General features: G+C 70.1%; 20 protein-coding genes. 16 read left to right on the forward strand and 4 right to left on the reverse strand.

What is annotated here, in order from left to right:
* Nucleotides 1-173: 173 nt before the first annotated feature.
* From C2U31_RS06525 to C2U31_RS06595, 15 genes are all read left to right on the forward strand, one after another.
* A complete protein-coding gene (locus C2U31_RS06525; RefSeq protein WP_103272100.1) occupies nucleotides 174-1,544 on the forward strand; it encodes an LLM class flavin-dependent oxidoreductase in 1,371 nt (456 codons plus the stop codon).
* Between the two features lie 220 nt (nucleotides 1,545-1,764).
* A complete protein-coding gene (locus tag C2U31_RS06530; protein WP_103272101.1) occupies nucleotides 1,765-2,565 on the forward strand; it encodes a MetQ/NlpA family ABC transporter substrate-binding protein in 801 nt (266 codons plus the stop codon).
* Nucleotides 2,566-2,611: 46 nt separating this feature from the next.
* Nucleotides 2,612-3,205 (forward strand): NADPH-dependent FMN reductase, encoded by a 594-nt coding sequence (gene ssuE, locus C2U31_RS06535; protein ID WP_103272102.1) that lies wholly within the window; start codon nucleotides 2,612-2,614, stop codon nucleotides 3,203-3,205.
* A gap of 15 nt (nucleotides 3,206-3,220) precedes the next feature.
* Nucleotides 3,221-4,186, forward strand: a complete 966-nt coding sequence (locus C2U31_RS06540; RefSeq protein WP_103272103.1) for a sulfonate ABC transporter substrate-binding protein — start codon at nucleotides 3,221-3,223, stop codon at nucleotides 4,184-4,186.
* 134 nt (nucleotides 4,187-4,320) lie between these two features.
* Nucleotides 4,321-5,493, forward strand: a complete 1,173-nt coding sequence (ssuD, locus tag C2U31_RS06545) for an FMNH2-dependent alkanesulfonate monooxygenase (protein ID WP_103272104.1) — start codon at nucleotides 4,321-4,323, stop codon at nucleotides 5,491-5,493.
* The gene (gene ssuC, locus C2U31_RS06550) at nucleotides 5,493-6,275 is read left to right on the forward strand and encodes an aliphatic sulfonate ABC transporter permease SsuC (protein WP_103272105.1); all 783 of its coding nucleotides are present in this window, start codon (nucleotides 5,493-5,495) and stop codon (nucleotides 6,273-6,275) included. Before ssuD ends, ssuC begins: the two co-directional genes overlap by 1 nt.
* Nucleotides 6,276-6,296: 21 nt before the next feature.
* Nucleotides 6,297-7,538 (forward strand): acyl-CoA dehydrogenase family protein, encoded by a 1,242-nt coding sequence (locus C2U31_RS06555; protein ID WP_103276284.1) that lies wholly within the window; start codon nucleotides 6,297-6,299, stop codon nucleotides 7,536-7,538.
* A 51-nt stretch (nucleotides 7,539-7,589) separates the two neighbouring features.
* Nucleotides 7,590-8,399 (forward strand): methionine ABC transporter ATP-binding protein, encoded by an 810-nt coding sequence (locus tag C2U31_RS06560; protein WP_103272106.1) that lies wholly within the window; start codon nucleotides 7,590-7,592, stop codon nucleotides 8,397-8,399.
* Complete coding sequence (locus tag C2U31_RS06565; protein ID WP_103272107.1) at nucleotides 8,399-9,061, forward strand: methionine ABC transporter permease; 663 nt, start codon at nucleotides 8,399-8,401, stop codon at nucleotides 9,059-9,061. Before C2U31_RS06560 ends, C2U31_RS06565 begins: the two co-directional genes overlap by 1 nt.
* A 27-nt stretch (nucleotides 9,062-9,088) precedes the next feature.
* Nucleotides 9,089-9,928 (forward strand): MetQ/NlpA family ABC transporter substrate-binding protein, encoded by an 840-nt coding sequence (locus C2U31_RS06570; RefSeq protein WP_103272108.1) that lies wholly within the window; start codon nucleotides 9,089-9,091, stop codon nucleotides 9,926-9,928.
* 50 nt (nucleotides 9,929-9,978) lie between these two features.
* Complete coding sequence (locus tag C2U31_RS06575; protein WP_103272109.1) at nucleotides 9,979-10,893, forward strand: ATP-binding cassette domain-containing protein; 915 nt, start codon at nucleotides 9,979-9,981, stop codon at nucleotides 10,891-10,893.
* A gap of 64 nt (nucleotides 10,894-10,957) precedes the next feature.
* Nucleotides 10,958-11,173, forward strand: coding sequence for a molybdopterin-binding protein (locus tag C2U31_RS06580; protein WP_006227327.1), 216 nt, complete (start codon nucleotides 10,958-10,960; stop codon nucleotides 11,171-11,173).
* 216 nt (nucleotides 11,174-11,389) lie between these two features.
* Nucleotides 11,390-12,370, forward strand: coding sequence for a YncE family protein (locus C2U31_RS06585; protein WP_199770963.1), 981 nt, complete (start codon nucleotides 11,390-11,392; stop codon nucleotides 12,368-12,370).
* Nucleotides 12,354-13,166, forward strand: coding sequence for a polysaccharide deacetylase family protein (locus C2U31_RS06590; protein ID WP_199770964.1), 813 nt, complete (start codon nucleotides 12,354-12,356; stop codon nucleotides 13,164-13,166). Before C2U31_RS06585 ends, C2U31_RS06590 begins: the two co-directional genes overlap by 17 nt.
* 2 nt (nucleotides 13,167-13,168) lie before the next feature.
* Nucleotides 13,169-14,176: a sterol desaturase family protein gene (locus tag C2U31_RS06595; protein ID WP_103272111.1), complete on the forward strand. Its 1,008-nt coding sequence runs from the start codon at nucleotides 13,169-13,171 to the stop codon at nucleotides 14,174-14,176.
* Between the two features lie 19 nt (nucleotides 14,177-14,195).
* On the opposite strand, the gene C2U31_RS06600 is transcribed toward C2U31_RS06595, so the two are convergent.
* A complete protein-coding gene (locus C2U31_RS06600; RefSeq protein ID WP_103272112.1) occupies nucleotides 14,196-15,170 on the reverse strand; it encodes a tripartite tricarboxylate transporter substrate binding protein in 975 nt (324 codons plus the stop codon).
* 40 nt (nucleotides 15,171-15,210) lie between these two features.
* On the reverse strand, nucleotides 15,211-16,707 hold the full coding sequence (locus C2U31_RS06605) for a sulfatase-like hydrolase/transferase (RefSeq protein ID WP_103272113.1): 1,497 nt from the start codon (nucleotides 16,705-16,707) through the stop codon (nucleotides 15,211-15,213).
* A 134-nt stretch (nucleotides 16,708-16,841) separates the two neighbouring features.
* On the opposite strand from C2U31_RS06605, the gene C2U31_RS06610 reads away from it, so the two are divergent.
* Nucleotides 16,842-17,765 (forward strand): LysR family transcriptional regulator, encoded by a 924-nt coding sequence (locus C2U31_RS06610; RefSeq protein WP_158658321.1) that lies wholly within the window; start codon nucleotides 16,842-16,844, stop codon nucleotides 17,763-17,765.
* 18 nt (nucleotides 17,766-17,783) lie between these two features.
* On the opposite strand, the gene C2U31_RS06615 is transcribed toward C2U31_RS06610, so the two are convergent.
* Together C2U31_RS06615 and C2U31_RS06620 are read right to left on the reverse strand one after the other, a co-directional pair.
* On the reverse strand, nucleotides 17,784-18,293 hold the full coding sequence (locus C2U31_RS06615; protein ID WP_103272115.1) for an acyl-CoA thioesterase: 510 nt from the start codon (nucleotides 18,291-18,293) through the stop codon (nucleotides 17,784-17,786).
* Between the two features lie 120 nt (nucleotides 18,294-18,413).
* On the reverse strand, nucleotides 18,414-20,006 hold the full coding sequence (locus tag C2U31_RS06620) for a DUF1254 domain-containing protein (RefSeq protein WP_103272116.1): 1,593 nt from the start codon (nucleotides 20,004-20,006) through the stop codon (nucleotides 18,414-18,416).
* Nucleotides 20,007-20,104 lie beyond the last annotated feature (98 nt).

Raw genomic sequence — 20,104 nt, forward strand, 5'->3', positions numbered from 1 at the left:
AGCAAGCACTCTTTAGTGATGACGATATGCGCGCGCCTTATGCCGGCCTCGCATAAGCGCATGCGCAATCCGTTCTTCCGCGCCGACGCGCGCGGCGATAGGCTGCATGCCTGAACCCCGCCGGGGCCAGCCGTCGCGCCGGCCCCGGCCAGAAGCCTGGAAGACCGTCCGTCATGACCAAGAAGCAGATCCTGCTCAACGCCTTCAACATGAATTGCGTGGGCCATATCAACCATGGGCTGTGGACGCATCCGCGCGACACGTCCACCGCCTACAAGACACTGGATTACTGGACCGGCCTTGCGCGGCTGCTGGAGCGCGGCCTGTTCGATGGCCTGTTCCTGGCCGACATCGTCGGCGTGTACGACGTGTACCAGGACTCGGCCGACCTGACCCTGCGCGAATCCATCCAGCTGCCCGTCAACGACCCGCTGCTGATCGTGCCGGCCATGGCGGCGGCCACGCGCCACCTGGGCTTTGGCGTCACCGTCAACCTGACCTACGAGGCGCCCTATCTGCTGGCGCGCCGCTTCTCCACGCTGGACCACCTGACCCAGGGCCGCGTGGGCTGGAACATCGTCACCGGCTACCTGGAGAGCGCGGCGCGCGCCATGGGGCTGTCCGGGCAGATCGCGCACGACGAGCGCTACGACCGCGCCGACGAATTCCTGGACGTGGCCTATCAGCTGTGGGAAGGCAGCTGGGACGCGGACGCGGTCAAGGCCGACAAGCGCGCGCGGGTCTATGCCGATCCCGCCGCCGTGCGCCGGGTGGACCATGCCGGCAAATACTATCGTGTTCAAGGCTATCACCTGGCCGAGCCCTCGCCGCAGCGCACGCCGGTGCTGTACCAGGCGGGCTCGTCGGGCCGGGGGCTGGCCTTCGCCGCGCGCCATGCCGAATGCGTGTTCGTTTCCAGCCAGACCAAGGAGGGGCTGCGCAAGCTGGTGTCCGAGCTGCGCGAGGCGGTCGCGCGCGAGGGCCGCGATCCGCGCGACATCAAGTTCTTCATGGGCATCACGGCCGTCGTCGGGCGAACGGAACGGGAAGCCCGGGACAAGCACGCCGAGTACCTGCGCTACGCCAGTCCCGAGGCTGGCCTGGCGCACTACGCCAGCTCCACCGGCATCGATTTTTCCACCTACGCGCCGGACGAGCCGATCCGCTACGTGAAGAACAACGCCATCGAATCCGCCGTGCGCAGCCTGACCGTCGCGCGCACCGACCGCACGGTGCGCGACCTGCTGGCCGACATGGCGCTGGGCGGGCGCTATCCGGCGTTGGTGGGCAGCGCCGCGCAGGTGGCCGACGAGCTGGAATCCTGGGTCGCGGAAACCGGCATCGACGGCTTCAACCTGGCGCGCACGGTCACGCCGGAGTGCTATGAGGACTTCATCGACCTCGTGATTCCCGAGCTGCAATCGCGCGGCTCATACAAGACCGCCTACGCCGACGGCACGTTGCGCGAGAAGCTGTTCGGCGCGGGCCGGGCGGCCTTGCCGGACGTACACGCGGGCGCGCGCGCCCGGGCCGCCTACGCCTGAACGCGCGGCGCGCATGCGTGGCAGATAACCGGCGCCGCAAGGCGCCGGCTTTGCTTAGAACCCCAGGCGATAAGCGCATATTTCCCGAAGTGGGTTGCTGTCCATGCGGTGCAAGCGCGGCCACATAAGGCACATAAGGTCATGCCGACTAAGTATTTTTCGGCGCGCAAACGCGATGACAGAATCGTCCCGTCTCCTGTCCCATCCTGGAATCGAAACGATGTCTACCCTGATCCGCCTGCTGTCCGTCGCCGTCCTGGCCACCGCCTTCACCGCCGGCGCGCAAGCGCAGCAAAAGTCCTCCATCAGCGTCGGCATTTCCGTCGGCACGACCGAGAAGATCTTCGACGTGGTCAAGCAGGTCGCGGCCCGCGACGGACTGGAGATCAAGCTGGTCAAGTTCAATGACTACCAGCTGCCCAATGCCGCGCTGAACGCCGGCGACCTGGACGCCAACGCCTTCCAGCACAAGCCCTTCTTGGACAACCAGATCAAGGCGCGCGGCTTCGACATCGTGCCGGTGGGGCTGACCGTCACCGCGCCGCTGGGCTTCTATTCGCGCAAGATCAAGGCGCTGGGCGACCTGCCCGAGGGCGCTTCGGTGGGCATCCAGAACGACCCGTCCAACGGCAACCGCGCGCTGCGCCTGCTGGCGGCGTACAAGCTGATCACGCTCAAGCCCGAGGCCGAGCAGAAGAACAACGCCACGCCGCAGGACGTGGTGTCCAACCCGCGCAAGCTCAAGCTGGTGCCGCTGGACGCGGCGCAGTTGCCGCGCTCGCTCGATGATCTGACCGCCGCCGCCATCAACAACGACTATGCCGACCAGGCCGGCCTGGTGCCGGCGCGCGACGCCATTGGCCGCGAAGCCGCCGATGGTCCCTACGCCAACCTGATCGCGGTGCGCGCCAAGGACCGCGACCAGCCCTGGGTCAAGAAGCTGGTGGCGGCTTACCAGTCGCCCGAGGTCCGCGCCTTCATCGAGAAAGAATTCAAGGGCTCGCTGGTGCCCGCGTTCTGACGCGTCCGGCAGTCTTTTCCGCATCCCTGACATCCGGCGACACACCATGAGCATCATCACCCTGGCGGGCAGCCCGTCGCAGCGTTCCCGTTCCTCCGCCCTGCTGCGCCACGCCGCCAACCGGCTGCGCGCGGGCGGCTGGAACATCGGCGAACTGGGCCTGCGCGACATTCCCGCCGAAGAGCTGATCGAGGGCCACTACGCCAGCCCCGCCGCCGGCGCGCTGCGCGCCCGCGTCGCGGCCGCCGACGCGGTGCTGATCTCCACACCGGTCTACAAGGCCTCGTTCGCCGGCGGCCTGAAGGCCGTGTTGGACCTGCTGGACGAGAAGGCGCTGGCCGGCAAGGTGGTGCTGCCCATCGCCACCGGCGGCAGCCCGGCGCATCTGCTGGCGCTGGAATACGGCCTCAAGCCCGTGTTGTCCGCGCTGGGCGCGCGCCACATCCTGGCCGGCGTGTACGCCACCGACAAGCAGGTGCGCGTCGACGAGGCCGGCCAGCCCCATATCGACGACGACGTGCGGCAGCGGCTGGAGGACTCGGTCGACCGGCTGTCCGAACAATTGCGTCCGCATGCCTATGTCGCCAATGAAGCCTATGACCTGGGCCGGCTGGCGCTGGCCGGCGGCTTCAGCGTCTGAACCGGAAACCCGCACATGAACCCATTTCCTTCCGCCATCCGCCGCGCCTTGCTGCGCGGCCTGCTGGGCCTGTTGGGCGCGGCGCTGCTGGCGCCGGTCGCGCAGGCGCAGGACGGCAAGACGCTGCGCATCGGCTTTCAGAAATACGGCACGCTCACCATCGTCAAGGCGCTGGGCACGCTGGACAAGCGCCTGGCCGAGCAGGGCGTGACGGTGAAGTGGACCGAGTTCCCCGCCGGCCCGCAATTGCTGGAAGGCCTGAACGTGGGCTCGATCGACTTCGGCACAGTGGGCGAGGCCCCGCCGATCTTCGCTCAGGCCGCCGGCGCGGCGCTGGTGTACGTGGGCAGCGAGCCCGCCGCGCCCGCCAGCGAGGCCATCCTGGTGCCCAAGGATTCGCCGCTGCGCGGTGTGGCCGACCTGAAGGGCAGAAAGGTCGCGCTGAACAAGGGCTCGAACGTGCACTACCTGCTCGTCAAGCAGCTGGAGCGCGCGGGCGTGGCCTACCGCGACGTGAACGTGGTCTACCTCACGCCGTCGGACGCGCGCGCCGCCTTCGAGCGCGGCGCGATCGACGCCTGGGTCATCTGGGATCCGTTCCAGGCCGCCGCCGAGAAACAGCTGGGCGCGCGTGTGCTGGCCGACGGCGCCGGCGTGGTCAAGAACTACCAGTTCTTCCTGGCCACCAGTGGCTACGAGAAGGCGCATCCGCAGATCATCCAGACCGTGCTGGACGAAGTGCGCAAGGGCGATCTGTGGGCGCGCGACCACCGCGCCGAAAGCGTGGCCCTGCTGCAGCCGGTGCTGGGCCTGGACCGCGAGATCGTGGAGCTGGCCGCGAGCCGGCTGGCCTATGGCGTGCAGCCGATCACGCGCGAGGTGCTGCTGGAACAGCAGCAGGTGGCGGACGCCTTCCATGCGCTCAAGCTCATCCCCAAACCGCTCAACGTATTCGACGCCGCTCCATCAATACTGAAATGAAGCCCACCCCCGAAACGCTGCGCGCTTCCCCCTCTAGGGGGCATGCCTACGGACCGGCAAAGCCGGCTCCGCGGCATCCCGATGACGCGGCGACGGTGTGATGCACAACTGAAATGCACTAGGAAAGGATTTTCATGGACGTTTTCTGGTTCATCCCCACGCACGGCGATTCGCGTTACCTCGGCACCAGCCTGGGCGCGCGCGAGGCCGGTTACGACTACTTCCGGCAGGTGGCCGTGGCCGCCGATACGCTGGGCTACGACGGCGTGCTGCTGCCCACCGGCCGCTCCTGCGAAGACGCCTGGGTGGTGGCCTCCAGCCTGATCGGCGCGACCAGCCGGCTCAAGTTCCTGGTGGCGATACGCCCCGGCGTCAGCTCGCCGCAGTTCTCAGCGCGCATGGCCGCCACCTTCGACCGCCTGTCGCAAGGGCGTCTGCTGGTCAACGTGGTGACGGGTGGCGATCCCGGCGAACTGGAAGGCGACGGCGTGTTCGTCAGCCATGACGAGCGCTACGCCATCACCGCCGACTACCTGAAGATCTGGCGCGGCATCCTGGCCGCCAGCCACGAGGGCGCGGGCTACAGCCATGACGGCGAAAAGCTGGTGTCCAAGGGCGGCAAGGTGCTGTATCCGCCCACGCAGAAGCCGTATCCGCCGCTGTATTTCGGCGGCTCGTCCGAGGCCGCGCACGAGCTGGCGGCCGAGCAGCTGGACGTGTACCTGACCTGGGGCGAGCCGCCCGAGGCCGTGGCCCGCAAGATCGCCGATGTGCGCGAGCGCGCGGCGCGCCACGGACGCAGCGTGAAGTTCGGCATCCGGCTGCACGTGATCGTGCGCGAGACCGAGGCGGCGGCCTGGGCCGCCGCCGACGAGCTGATCAGCCATCTGAGCGAGGACACGGTGAACGCCGCGCAGGCGGCCTTCGCCAGGATGGATTCGGAAGGCCAGCGGCGCATGGCCGCGCTGCATGGCGGCAAGCTCGACGATGGCCGGGGCGGCCGCTCGCATCTGGAGATTGCCCCCAACCTGTGGGCCGGCGTGGGCCTGGTGCGCGGCGGCGCGGGCACGGCCCTGGTGGGCGACCCGCAGACCGTGGCGGCGCGCATCCAGGAGTACGCCGAGCTGGGCATCGACACCTTCATCTTCTCGGGCTATCCGCACCTGGAAGAGTCGTACCGCTTCGCCGAGCTGGTGTTTCCGCTGCTGCCCGGCAAGGGCCGTGGCCGCCAGGGCAATCCGGTGCTGACCGGCCCGTTCGGCGAGGTCATGGCCACCGAGCTGGTGCCGAAGGTCGCGGCCAGCTGATGAGCGCCCGACCCGAACGCGGCTGGCGCGCGGCGCTGGCGCCCTGGCTGGTGCCGCTGGGCATCCTGGCGCTGTGGCAGCTGGCGGCGCAGGCCGGCTGGCTGTCATCGCGCATCCTGCCCGCGCCCTCGGCCGTGGCCGCCGCGGCCTGGTCGCTGGCCGTGTCGGGCGAGCTGTGGCTGCATCTGCGCGTCAGCGCGCTGCGCGCCTTGTGGGGCCTGTTGCTGGGCGGCGGGCTGGGCCTGGCGCTGGGCCTGCTGAATGGCGCGTCGCGCCGCGCCGAGACGCTGCTGGACACCACGCTGCAGATGATCCGCAACATTCCCGTGCTGGCGCTGATCCCGCTGTTCATCCTCTGGTTCGGCATCGAAGAGACCGCCAAGCTGGCGCTGCTGTCGGTGGGCGTGTTCTTTCCCGTTTATCTCAACACGTTCCACGGCATCCGCTCGGTGGATCCGGCGCTGATCGAAATGGGCCGGTCCTATGGCCTGAGCGGCTGGCGCCTGTACCGCGACGTGATCCTGCCCGGCGCGCTGCCGTCCATGCTGGTGGGCCTGCGCTTCGCGCTGGGCCTGGTGTGGGTGGTGCTGATCGTGACCGAGACCATCTCGGCGCAGTCCGGCATCGGCTACATGACCATGAACGCGCGCGAGTTCCTGCAGACCGACGTGGTGCTGCTGGGCATCCTGCTCTACGCGCTGCTGGGCAAGGGCGCGGACGCGCTGGCCCGCGCGCTGGAGCGGCGCCTGCTGCGCTGGAACCCCGCTTACCGGCCGGCCTGAGCCGGCCCTCTAGGAGTGATGATGGCCAAGACCCAAACCGTGCAGGACGCGCGCCGCGACGACGGCGCGGGCGCCGCTTCCGGACGCGCGGCCGACGCGCCGCCGCCCACGCCGGCCGAGGCGCTGGAAACGCTGGCGCAGGCGCTGGCCGCCACCGCCGTCGAGCGCGACCGCCAGGGCGGACATGCCGCCCGCGAGCGCGAACTGATCCGCCAGAGCGGCCTGCTGCGGCTGTCGGTGCCGACCGCGTATGGCGGGGCCGGCGCCAGTTGGTCGACGGTCCTGGGCGCCGTGCGCCGGCTGGCCCAGGCCGACAGCGCGCTGGCGCATGTATTCGGTTTCCACCATCTGCAGGTGGCCGGGGTGCTGCTCTACGGCACGCCCGAGCAGCATGCCTACTTCCTGGAACCGACCGTGGCGCGCAACCTGTTCTGGGGCAATGCGCTCAATCCGCTGGACCGCCGCGTGGTCGCGCGCGCCGAGCTGGACGGCTATCGCATCGACGGCGTCAAGAGCTTCAGCTCGGGCTCGGTGGGCTCGGACCTGCTGACCTTCTCGGCCTGGCACAAGCCGTCCGGCACGGCGCTGATCGCCGCGCTGCCGACGCGCGTCGAGGGCATCACCGTCAATCCGGACTGGGACGCCTTCGGCCAGCGCCAGACCGACAGCGGCACGGTGCGCTTCGACCATGTGCGGCTCGAGCCCGTGCAGGTGCTGCAGGCGCCGGGCGCCACGCCGACCGCGCGCGCCACGCTGCGCTCGCAGGTGGCGCAGCTGATCATGACCAATCTGTACCTGGGCATCGCGCAGGGCGCATACCAGGACGCGCGCGGCTATGTGCGCGACGCCGCCCGGCCGTGGTTCGCCTCGGGCGTGGAGCGCCACGCCGACGATCCCTATGTGCAGGAGCGCTTCGGCGAGTTCTGGCTGTCGCTGCAGGCGGCCCGCGCGCTGGCCGACCAGGCGGCGCAGGCGCTGGACGAGGCGCTGGCGCGCGGCCCGTCCGTCACCGCCGAGGAGCGCGGCCGCGTCGCCGTGGCCGGCGCCCAGGCCAAGGTGCTGGCGCATCGCGCCGCGCTGTCGGTGGGCGCCGAGCTGTTCGACGTGACCGGCGCCAGCTCCACCCACAACCGCCACGGCCTGGACCGCCACTGGCGCAACGCGCGCGTGCACACGCTGCACGATCCCGTGGCCTACAAGATCCGCGACCTGGGCCGCTACGCGCTGCTGGATCAGCTGCCCGAACCCACGCCGTATTCCTGACCCCAGGCCTGTCCCGATGATGAACCGACCGCCATTTCCCGGATTTACCCGATGACCCAGAGCGCGACGCTTTCCCCGCTTTCCGCCGTGCCCCAGCCCGTGATCCGGCTGGACGCCGTGAGCAAATCCTTCCGCCTGCCGGCGGGCCGCTTCGACGCGGTTTGCGACGTGTCGCTGTCGATCCGCGCCGGCGACACCTTCGGCATCATCGGCAAGAGCGGCGCCGGCAAGTCCACGCTGCTGCGCCTGATCAACCTGCTGGAGCGGCCCGACCACGGCGCCGTGTACGTGGCCGGCACCGAGCTGACCGGCCTGGGCAAGTCCGCGCTGCGCGCCGCGCGCCAGAACATCGGCATGATCTTCCAGCAGTTCAACCTGCTGCAGAACGAGACCGTGTTCGAGAACGTCGCCTTCCCGCTGCGCGTGCACGGCGGCCGCAACCGCGAACAGATCGCCGCGCGGGTGCGCGAGTGTCTGGAGATCGTGGGGCTGGCGGACAAGTCCGCCAGCCATCCGGCGCAGCTGTCCGGCGGCCAGAAGCAGCGCGTGGCCATCGCCCGCGCGCTGGCCAGCGAACCGGCGGTGCTGCTGTGCGACGAGCCCACCTCCGCGCTGGATCCCGAAACCACCCGCTCGGTGCTGGGCGTGCTGCGCGACATCAACCGGCGGCTGGGCGTGACCATCGTCATCGTGACGCACGAGCTGGCCGTGGTGCGCGCGCTGTGCCGCCATGTGGCGGTGATGGAGAACGGCCGCGTGCTGGAGCAGGCCGAGATCACGGGCGCGCACGTGAACCTGAGTTCGGCGCTGGGGCGCGAACTCATCCGCGAGGCCGCCCATCCCTATGAAGAGGTGGCGTGATGCTGGATACCTTCGTGCAATTGCTGCCCGAGCTGGGCGTGGCGATCGGCCAGACCTTCCTGATGCTGGCGATCGCGCTGTCCGCGTCCATCCTGCTGGGCGGGCCGCTCGGCGTGCTGGTGTTCCTGACCGGGCCGGGCCAGTCGCTGGACCGCCCCGTGCTGCACCGGCTGCTGAGCTGGACGGTGAATACCGTGCGGTCCTTTCCCTTCATCATCCTGCTGGTGGCGCTGGTGCCGTTCACGCGCGTCATCGCTGGCACTTCGATCGGTCCGGTGGCCGCGGCCGTGCCGCTGTCCTTCGCCGCCATTCCGTATTTCGCGCGGCTGGTCGAGCAGGTGCTGCGCGAAGTGCCGCGCGGCGTGATCGAGGCCGCGCATGCCGCCGGCGCGTCGGAGCTGCAGATCGTGCGGCGCGTGCTGCTGGTGGAAGCGCGTTCCGGCCTGGTGCTGGCGCTGACCGTGCTGGCGGTTAGCTTCCTGTCCTACTCGGCCGTGGCCGGCGTGGTGGGCGGCGGCGGCATCGGCGACCTGGCCATCCGCTACGGCTATTACCGTTTCCAGACCGACGTGATGGCGCTGACCGTAGCGCTGCTGGTCGTGCTGGTGCAGATCATCCAGTTCGCCGGCAACACCATCGCCCGGCGCATCGACAAACGCTGATTCCCCTACGCCATTCCGAGGTCGTCCATGTCCGTCTTGCGCAAGCCCTCCCTCCGTCAACTGGCCGTCGCCGTCGCCGCGCTGGCCCTGTCCGGCGCCGCCGTCGCGGCCGATCCGGCCAAGAAGGAAATCGTCTTTGGCGCCACCGCCGGTCCCTACAGCGACCAGATCAAGCTGGGCATCAAGCCCATCCTGGAAAAGCAGGGCTACACGGTGCGCGTGGTCGAGTTCAACGACTATGTGCAGCCCAACTTCGCGCTGGCGCAGGGCGCGCTGGACGCCAATGCGTTCCAGCACGTGGTTTATCTGAAGAACTTCGCGGCCAAGAACAAGCTGGAGTTGTCGGAGCTGGTGAAGGTGCCGACCGCGCCGATCGCCATCTACAGCCGGAAATACAAGAGCGTGGACGCCGCGCCCGAGGGCGTGAGCGTGGCCGTGCCCAACGATCCCACCAATCAGGCGCGCGCGCTGGTGGTGTTGCAGGAGCTGGGCTGGATCAAGCTGCGCGAGGGCTACGACCCGCTGCAGGTGTCGGAGAAGGACGTGGCCGCCAATCCGAAGAAGATCAAGCTCATCCCGTTGGAGGCGGCTCAGTTGCCGCGCTCGCTGGAGGACACCGACTATTCCTTCGTCAACGGCAATTTCGCGCTGGCGTCCGGGCTCAAGCTGACCGAGGCGCTGGCGCTGGAAAAGACCACGCCCACCTACCAGAACCTGGTGGCGGTGCGCACGGCCGATCTGTCCAGGCCCTATGTGCAGGACATCGCGGCGGCCTACCGCTCGCGCGAGTTCCTGGCCGTGACCGAGAAATCCTTCGCCGGCTTCGTCAAGACCGACGACCAGCGCAAGCTGGAGGCGTCCCGCTGAGGGCCGCGCGGCCGGGCGCGGGCAGGATCGGGTATCGGGAGGCTGCCGTCATGTTCATCAACCCCAACGAGTTCGAGTTGCTGCGGCACCTGGACGGGCCGGCCCGCACGGGGCCCGAGGGCGGCGCGGACGCCCGGGCGGCGCAGGCCGAGCCGGGACCGACGCCGCCGCTGGGCGTGACGCTGCGCAAGCTGGGCAAGCGCTACGGCGAGCGCGTGGTGCTGCGCGGCCTGGACCTGGAGCTGGCCGCCGGCGAGTTCGTGGCGGTGGTCGGGCGCAGCGGCTGCGGCAAGAGCACGCTGCTGCGCCTGCTGGCGGGGCTGGAAGCGCCCAGCGGCGAGCAGGGCGGACCGCCCGCGCGCGCGCCGGTGCTGTTCGACGGGTTTCCGCAGTGGGGCGCCGACGACCGGGTCCGCATCATGTTCCAGGACGCACGGCTGCTGCCGTGGAAGTCGGTGCTGGACAACGTGGCGCTGGGCCTGCCGCGCCGGGAGCGGGCGCAGGCCGCGGCGGTGCTGCGCCAGGTCGGTCTGGGCGACCGGGGCGGCGACTGGCCGGCGCAGCTGTCGGGCGGGCAGCGTCAGCGGGTCGCGCTGGCGCGGGCGCTGGTGCACCGGCCGGGCCTGCTGCTGCTGGACGAGCCGCTGGGCGCGCTGGACGCGCTCACGCGCATCGACATGCAGCAGCTGATCGAGACGCTGTGGCGGCGCGACGGCTTCACGTCCGTGCTGGTGACGCACGACGTGGGCGAGGCCGTGGCGCTGGCGGACCGCATCCTGGTGCTGGACGAGGGCGGGGTGGCGCTGGACGAGCGCGTGCCGCTGACGCGTCCGCGCGCGCGCGGTTCGGCCGCCTTCGCCGCGCTGGAGGCGCGCGTGCTGCGGGTGGTCCTGCGCCAGCCGGAAGAGGAGCCGCGGCCGCTGGCGCAGGTGATTCCCATCCGGCACCTCAAGCTGGCGATTTAGCATTGCCCGCGCCGGCAACGGCGGGCGCGGATTTTCCTTGTATTTCTCAATTCGGGAGCAAGTCATGAGCATTCAATCCATCAACGCCCGCAACCAGTTCCGCGGCAAGATCAAGGAGATCATCCTCGGCCCGGTGGTGTCCGAGGTGGACGTGGACACGCCGGCGGGCATCGTCACCTCGGTGATCACGACCCGTTCGGTCAAGGAACTGGACCTGCAGGTGGGCACCGAGGTGCTGGCCTTCGTCAAGGCCACCGAGGTGTCGGTCGCCAAGCTTTGACGCGGGGGCCGCAACCTTGTAGCGGCTTCATGTGGCGGCCGCGTCACGCGGCGGCGCGCAGCGGGGCTGGCCGGCGGTTGTTGCGACTCAGCAACAGCCGCCGGGGATTGTTTCCAAACCCTGCGCCGTCGCTTTTTTATCCTGCCGCTATGCCAAAATGTCGGGCACCGGGATCGGAGCCAGATCCCCCCTTGCCGGACCTTGAAATTGAATCCCATGCATTTTGTCCGCTGCGCCCTGTTCGGCGCAGGGATGGCGCTTAGCGCCGCGGCGGCCTCGGCCCCCATCTTCGTCCTGAATTCGCTGGACGCCAACGTCAGCATCGTCGATCCCGCTTCGTACAAGGAAGTGCGCCGCGTGCCCACCGGCAAGGAGCCGCACCACCTGTACCTGACGCCCGACGAGAAGTCGCTCATGGTGGCCAACGCCACCGGCGACTCGATCACGCTGATGGATCCCAAGACCGGCGAAGTGCAGCGCACGCTGACCGGCATCGTCGATCCCTACCAGCTGCAGTTCTCGCCCGACATGAAGTGGTTCGTCACCGCCGCGAACCGCCTGGACCATATCGACATCTATGCCTGGAAGCCGCTGGAAAAGGGCTTCGACCTGAAGCTGGTCAAGCGCATCCCGGCGGGCAAGACGCCCAGCCACATCATGATCGACGCCAAGAGCACTACGGCCTACGTCACGCTGCAGGACAGCGACCAGCTGATCGCCATCGACCTGGCCACGCAGACGCCGAAGTGGACCGTGTCGGTGGGCAAGACGCCGGCCGACGTGTTCCTCACGCCCGACCAGAAGACGCTGCTGGTGGCCCTGACCGGCGATTCCTACGTCGAGGCGTATGACGTGAGCAACGGCCCGGCCAAGCTGGTCACGCGCATCAAGACGGCGGCCGGCGCGCACGCCTTCCGCGCGCAGGGCGACAAGCGCCACCTGTTCGTCAGCAACCGCACCGCCAATTCCATCAGCCGCATCGACCTGCAGACGCTGGCCGTGACCGACACCTTCGCGGTGCCGGGCGGCCCGGACTGCATGGACGTGCTGGCCGACGGCAAGACCCTGCTGGTCACGTCGCGCTGGGCGCGCAAGCTGACCGTGGTCGATCTGGAGCAGAAGAAGGTCGTGCAGCAGGTGCCGGTCGGCAAGTCGCCGCACGGCGTCTGGACGCTGAACCATGCGCCGACGCGCTGAGCCGTCGAAGCGGGCGGCGGCGGCCTGCCTGGCCGCGCTGCTGCCGGCGCTGGCCGGTGCCGCCGGGCCGGCCCCGGCGGCCGTTTGCGACAAGCCCGTCTACCTGACCTTCGATACCGGCCACATGGGCGTGGCCCCGCTGGTGGCCGACGTGCTGGCCCGGCATCACGTCAAGGTCACGTTCTTCCTGGCCAACGAACGCACGCTGACCGACGGCGCCAGCCTGGACGACCAGTGGGCGCCCTGGTGGAAGGCGCGCGCCGCCGAGGGCCATGCCTTCGGCTCGCACACCTACGACCACGTCTACTGGCAGGGCGACCTGCCGGACGGCAAGTTCCGCGTCAAGCCCAGCGCCGGTCCGCAGACGGGCAAGGTCCAGACCTGGACCGCGCAGCAGTATTGCGAAGAAATCAAGCGCTCGTCCGCGCGCTTCACGCAGATGACCGGCCACGCCATGCTGCCGCTGTACCGCGCGCCGGGCGGCAAGACCTCGCCGGCGCTGCTCAAGGCGGCGCGCGAATGCGGCTACGAGCACGTGGGCTGGGCGCAGGCCGGTTTCCTGGGCGACGAGCTGCCCAGCGACAAATTCCCCAACGCCCGCCTGCTGGAGCAGGCGCTGCGCAACATCAAGCCCGGCGACATCCTGCTGGCCCACCTGGGCATCTGGTCGCGCCAGGACCCCTGGGCCCCCGCCGTGCTGGAGCCGCTGGTTGAAGGCTTGCAGCGCAAGGGCTATTGTTTTGCCACCTTGGATACGCATCCGGCCTACAAGGGCTGGATCGCCACGCATCACTGATCATGGATACGCTTAGTCAATGGTTCGGGGAGTGCCAGCAATGGCTCTTCGAGACCCTCGTGCAGCCCGCGCTGTTTCATCTGGGCTTGAGCAACTTCATCGAGGACGGCTACGACGCCACCATGTGGCTGCTGGTCGGCCTGCTGCAGATCGCGCTGCTGGTGCTGGTGTTCGGCCCGTTGCAGCGCCTGCGCCCGGTCGAGCCCGTGACCGACCGCCGCCAGATCGGCATCGACGTGCTCTACACGCTGATCCACCGGCTGGGCGTGTTCCGCCTGGCGCTGTTCTTCACCGTGGACCCGCTGTGGGACAGCGTGTTCGGCCAGCTGCACGTCTGGGGTTTCGCGCCGTTCCAGCTGGACCAGTACTGGCCGGGCGTGACCGACCGCGCCTGGGTCAGCCTGATCATCTACCTGCTGCTGTTCGACGCGGTCGATTACTTCTACCATCGCGCCCAGCATCGCTTCGGCTGGCTCTGGTCGCTGCACGCGGTGCACCACAGCCAGCGCCAGATGACCATCTGGAGCGACGACCGCAACCATCTGCTGGACGACATGCTGCGCGACGTGGTCGTGGTGTTCGTGTCGCAGCTGGTGGGCGTGCCGCCGGCGCAGTTCGTGGCGGTGGTGGCGATCACCCAGCTGGCGCAGAGCTTCTCGCACGCCAATCTGCGCCTGTATTTCGGCGCCATCGGCGAACGCCTGCTGGTCAGCCCGCGCTTTCACCGGCATCACCATTCCATCGCCTACGACGCCTCGTCGCCGGGCCCGGCCGGCGGCTACAACTTCGCCGCGTTGTTCCCGATCTGGGACGTGCTGTTCCGCACCGCGCGCTTCGGCACGAACTACGGTCCCACCGGCATCCATGACCAACTGCCCGAGCAGGGCGGACGCGACTACGGTCGCGGTTTCTGGTCGCAGCAATGGCTGGCGCTCAAGCGCATGACGGGTCGCGAGCGCGATCCGGAAACGGCGGCGCCCAAGCCGCCGGCACGGGCCGGCCAGGTCTGAACTGGCGCGGCGCGCGGACTCACTGCGCCAGGCGCAGCCCGCGTTCGCGCGCCAGCGTCTCGATCGACTCGCGCTGTTCGTCCAGGAAGCTGGCGAACGCCGCGCCGGCGCGGGTGTCCAGCGCGATGCCCTGTTCCTGGAATTGCCTGCACAAGCCTTCGTCGCGCGCCGCCTCGGCGATCGCGGCGGCCAGCGCGTCGACCACGGCCGGGGGCGTGCCCCGGGGCGCGAACACGCCATGCCAGGACGCGAAGCGAAAACCGGGCAGGCCGGCTTCGGCCAGCGTCGGCGTGTCGGGGAAGGCCGGGGAGCGATCGGCGGTGACGGCCAGCAGGTCCAGCTTGCCGCCCTTGACCAGCGGCGCGGCGGCGCCGTCGATCATCACATCCACCTGGCCCGAGGCCACGTCGTTGAGCGCGGGCGCGCTGCCCTTGTAGGGCACGGCCAGCAGGTCGATGCCGGCCGCGCCGCGCAGCATCTCCATCGCGAGCTGGCTGGGCGTGCCGATGCCGCCGGTGGCGTAGCTCAGCTTGCCGGGATGGGCCTTGGCGTAGGCGATGAAGTCGCCGGCGGTCTTGAAGCCGGTCTTGGGCGTGGCGACCAGCAGCAGCGAGACGCTGGTCAGGCGCGCGACGGGCACGAAATCGCGCTGCGCGTCATAGGGCAGATTGGGCATCGAGAGCCGGTTGATGGCGTGCGTGGCGATGTCGCCCAGCAGCAGCGTATGGCCGTCGGGCTCGGCCTTGGCCGCGATGCCGGTCCCGATCGAACCGCCCGCGCCGGGGCGGTTGTCGACGATGAAGGTCTGCCCCAGTCTGTCGCCCAGCGCCCGCGCGAACACGCGGCCGATCATGTCGGCGTTGCCGCCGGCGGGATAGGGCACGATCAGCCGGATGGGCTTGTCGCCCGGCCAGGACGGCCCCGGGCCGGCGGCGCCCGCCAGGGGCGCGCAGAATGCCAGGCCGATGGCCAGCAGCGTTTTGGCACAGCTCATGATGCAGTCTCCCTTGTCGTTGTCGTCGCCGGCGCGCGTCTCAGCCCGGCGATCCCACCGTCCGGGTGGGATCGCTCAGGGGCGGTTGCGGATAGTGCAGGCCGCGCTGGCCGCCGAACTGGCGGTCCGCGCGCGGCGGCGCGGCGGGGGCCGGGAAGCCGGTCAGCCGGCCCGCGGAAATCCAGTCCCGGTCCACGCCCCAGGCCCGTTCGACCAGCGCCTGTTCCAGGCGCTGGCGGATAAGCGCGTACTGCGCCGCCTCGGACAGGTCGCGGCATTCGCGCGGGTCGGCCTGCAGGTCGAACAGCTGCACAACGTTGCCGGCCGGGTACCAGATCAGCTTGTGGCGGCCGTCATGCGCCATGCGGGTCGCCAGCCGGTCTTCCTTGCATTCGCCATAAAGAATGTCGCGGCGCCGCTCGCCCGTCATGGGCAGGCCTTCCACCGTGGCGGGGACCGGCAGTCCGGCCAGCGACAGCAGGGTGGGCATGACGTCCTGCAGGCCCACCAGCCGCTCGTCCACCTGGCCGGCGGGCACGCGCGCATCGCCGGCCGCGCCGACCAGGATCATGGGCACGCGCGCCGAGCCTTCGTAGAACAGGCGCTTGGCCCACAGGCCGAAGTCGCCCAGCATGTCGCCATGGTCGCCGCAGAACAGGATGACGGTATCGTCCAGCAGTCCTTCCTCGCGCAGGGTGCCGAGCAGCACGCGCAGTTGATGGTCGATGTGGCTGCACAGCGCGTAGAAGGCGCGCCGGATGGCGCGCAGCCGGGCGGGGTCGTCGCCGATGGGCCAGTGCTCGCGGATGCTGCGCAGGGCGGGCGGCATCGCGTCCGCGTCCTGGTCCCAGCGCTGTTCCCAGGCGGCGCGCGCGGGCAGGTCGATGGCGTCGCGCCCATACAGATCCAGGTAGGCGGCCAGCGGCACCAGCGGCGGATGCGGATGGGTGTAGGAGACATGCCACAAGGCCGGCCGGCGCGGATCGCGCCGCTTGATCATCCGGGCTGCCTCGCGGGTGGTCCAGTTGGTGACGTGCAGGCGTTCCGGCAGGTGCCAGGGGCGGTGCAGATAGTCGTTGTTGTTCATGCCGTGCAGGTACTGCTCGCCCGCCGCGCCCTGTTCGGCCAGGTACATGTCGTAGTCGTCCACCGCGCCCAGCGGCGAGCGGCCTTCCTCGGCCAGCAGGATGTCGTCGAAGCCGATGCGGTCGCGCTGCGGGTACAGGTGCATCTTGCCCACCGCGTAGGCCTGGTAGCCGCCGTCGCGAAAGCGCTGGGCCAGCGTGGGGAGCGCGGGCATGGGCAGCGCGGGAGCGAAATTGCGGTCGCCGTGGCCGCGCGGCGAGGTGCCGGTCATCACGCTGCGCCGCGCCGGGATGCAGATCGGGCATTCAGCATAGGCGCGCGGATAGCGGGTGCCCAGGCGGGCCAGGTGGTCCAGCGTCGGCGTCTGGATGACGGGATGGCCGGCGCTGCCCAGCAGGGCGCCGGGCCATTGGTCGACCATGATGAAGAGCACGTTGGGCGGATGGGGCATGGGGGCGTCTCGCGGATACGGATCCCGGCCAGTCTAGGACGCCGTGGTTTGCGAAAACAGGGCATGACAGCGATAGCAGATATACTTTTTTTGTCATGTCTGACGCCGCGCGCGTCTTCTCTCCCGGGGGCCTCATGGCTACGTTGACGCTGGATCAATGGCGCTTGTTCATCCAGATCGCCGATCTGGGCAGCCTGACCAAGGTCGCCGCCCTGCGCGATGGCGCGCAGTCGGCCGTCAGCCGCCAGCTGGCGGCGATGGAGCAGGCCTGCGGCGGCCGCCTGTTCCTGCGCACGGGTCGCGGCGTGGCCCTGACCGAGGCCGGGCGCCGCCTGTATCCGCGCGTGCTGGCCTGGCTGGAGGCGGGCGAGGCGCTGGGCCAGGATCTGGCGCGGCAGGTCGAGCAGCCGGCCGGTCAGGTCTGCATCGGCGTGCTGTCCTCGATCGATCCGCAGTACCTGTCGCGCGCCTATCTGGAGCTGAGCCGGCGCTATCCGGGCATCCGCCTGCGCGTGCGCGATGGCGTGGGCGCGGCGGTCGACGAGTGGCTGGAGAACGGCGAGGTCGACATCGGCATCCTGCCGCGCAGCGGCCGCGGCGCGCGCCGCCGCGACAGCGCGCTGTTCACCGCCCGGCACCTGCTGGTCGGCGCGCCGGACAGCTGGGTCGCGGGCCGCCGGACCGTGCCCTTCGCCGGGTTGCAGGGCCTGCCGCTGGTGCTGGCCGGCGCGCCCAGCGCCTTCCGGCGCCAGATGGACCAGCTCGCGCGCCGCATGGGCGTGACGCTGACGGTGGCGCTGGAATGCGATTCCCTGGCGCTGCAGAAACACATGGTGCTGCAGGGCGGGCTCTACGCCGTGCTGGCCGAGCACGCGGTCCTGCGGGATATGCAGGCCGGCGCGCTGGCGGCCGCGCGGATCGTCGAGCCCGGCATCCGGCGCGGCATCACGCTGGCCATGTCCGAGGTCCGGCCGACGACGCAGGCGAGCCGCGAGGTCGCGCGCATCCTGCGGCTGTGCCTGGAGCCCCTGGCGCAGGCGGGATCCGGAACGGATTGAACGCCGCCGCGCGGGTCTTCAGCCGGCGTTGCCGGCGTCGTGCGTGGTTTCGCGCTTGATCTCGCCGTGGCGGCGTTCCATTTCCTGGCGCAGCTCGCGCCGCAGCCGCGCGGCCACGAAGCGCTGCTTTTCCTCCAGCGTGCCCGGATTCAACGGCGGCACTTCGGCGGGCACGCCGTGCTCGTCCACCGCCACCATCGTGAAGTAACAGCTGTTGGTGTGGCGCACCAGCTTCTTGCGGATGTCCTCGGTCACGACCTTGATGCCGATCTCCATCGAGGTGCGGCCGGTGAAGTTCACCGCCGCCAGGAAGGTCACCAGCTCGCCCACATGGATGGGTTCGCGGAACACCACCTGGTCGACCGACAGGGTCACCACGTAGTGGCCTGCGTAGCGGCTGGCGCAGGCGTAGGCCACCTGGTCCAGGTATTTGAGGATGGTGCCGCCGTGCACATTGCCTGAGAAGTTCGCCATGTCTGGCGTCATCAGGATGGTCATCGACAATTGGTGGCTGAAGGCGTCGTCCATGTCGGGCGCTCCTGATTGCTGAAATGAATATGGTAGCGGCTGGCGGGGGCGCGCCGCCGTCTTTTTCGCGGGCGGATGGGGCGGGCCATGCCTGCGCCGGCACGGCGGCGACGCCGCCGGTCAGCGGCCCGGCTGGGACTGTGCTTGCGGCTTGGCCTTGCCCTGGACCGCCGGTTTGGCCGGCGGGGTCGCCGGGACGGACGATGTGGCGGTCGTGGCGGAAGCCGCTGGCGCGCTTGCTCCGGTCTCGGGGGCGGGGTCGGTCGCGGGTGCCGCCGGCGCCGGGGCCGCCTCGGCGGTGACCTCCGGCGGCGTTTCCGCCAGCAGCGGTGGCGGCGTCCAGAGTCCGTCCAGCAGCGCCGGGCCAGGCTGGTAGACGCGCAGCAGCAATTGCGCGGGTCCGGAGGCCGGCAGCGGCAGCCAGTTGGACTGCTGCTCGGGCGCGGGCGCTTCGTGGCCGAGGACCAGGTCCAGCGAGCCGTCCTCGTTGTAGCGCAGCGGGTCGCGGCTGCCGAGCGCCTGGCGGTTCAGCGCGTTGGGCGCCAGCAGGCCCTGGGCGTCGTAGGCCGCCAGCGACCAGAAGGCGCCGGCCGGCGGCAACTGGCCGCTGGCGAAGCGCAGGTGATAGCGGCGCGAGCCGTCCACGGCCTCGCCCCGGCTGTCGGCGGCCAGCAGCAGCGTGGTCAGGTCCTCCGGCAGGCTGGCGCCGGGCTGGGCCTGGGCGGCCAGCGCGCGGCGCATGTAGGCATTGCCGTACACACCGACGCCGCCCGCTTCCCGCTGCCAGCCATTGGCCTCGCGCAGAGTGGCGCCGGCGGCAGCCTGCATGCGCTCGCGCGCGGCCCGCAGGCCTCGGCGCATGCCTTGTTTGGCGGGATGGTCCAGCTTGTCGAAGTCGAAGGGGCGGCCGGGGATCAGCCCCTCGCCGCGCAGCCGGGCCAGCACGGGCTGGTCGGCCGCGTGCGGCGGGTTCCGGCGCAGCAGCTCGGCGGCGTAGGCGAACAGGGCGTCGGTCGGCAGCGACTCGACCTGCTCGCGCGGCGAGACCTTCATGTTCAGCGCGCCGTCGGCGCGCACGCGTTGCGCCTGCGGCGGCAGGTTCCATTGCGACAGCGGCGTGATCACGAAGCCATCCTGCAGGGCGTGCACCGCCGGGTACTCGGCCGGACCGTCGGCCTGGATCAGCAGCCGGGCCAGGACATGGGTGGTGGGCGCGTCGATGCGCGGCATGCCGGACGGCAGGGTGCCGCTCCAGCCGGGCGGCACCAGCACGGTGTTGCCCTTGGCGGTGCCGGTGCTGCGCTTGCCCAGGACGGCGAAGGCGTCGTTCCACAGGTCCACCAGCGTCAGCGTGTACAGCCGGCCGCCGGTGTCGGGCACGGACAGCACCACGGGGCCGGCGCTCAGGTCCAGCCAGGCCGTGCCGCGCAGCATGTCGGGATTGGCCCAGGGGGCGGCGGCGCCGGCCTGGGGCAGGCCGCGCACGAAGGCGTAGGCGTTGGGCGGCGTGTTCTGCGAGGGATGGGCGGCCTGGCGTCGCGTCAGATCCATGACCAGCAGCGGGTAGAAGTACAGATAGCCTTCCATCGCCGCCTGGTGCGCGGCCTCGGTGGCGGCCGCGGCCGGGGTCGGGGCCGGCGGCGCGGCCGGCGCCAGGGATGGCCAGACGGCGGCCAGGGACAGGGACAGGATCAGCGGGGCAACGCGGCGCATCGGCGCTCCAACGGACTTGCGGGGTTCGCGGGCAATGGTACCAGTCCCGCGATTGTCCAAAATCCGCGAAAAGCCGGGATCCGGCCGTCAGATTGCCG

Origin of the sequence: Achromobacter sp. AONIH1 (assembly GCF_002902905.1) — a bacterium.
Classification (GTDB): domain Bacteria; phylum Pseudomonadota; class Gammaproteobacteria; order Burkholderiales; family Burkholderiaceae_B; genus Achromobacter.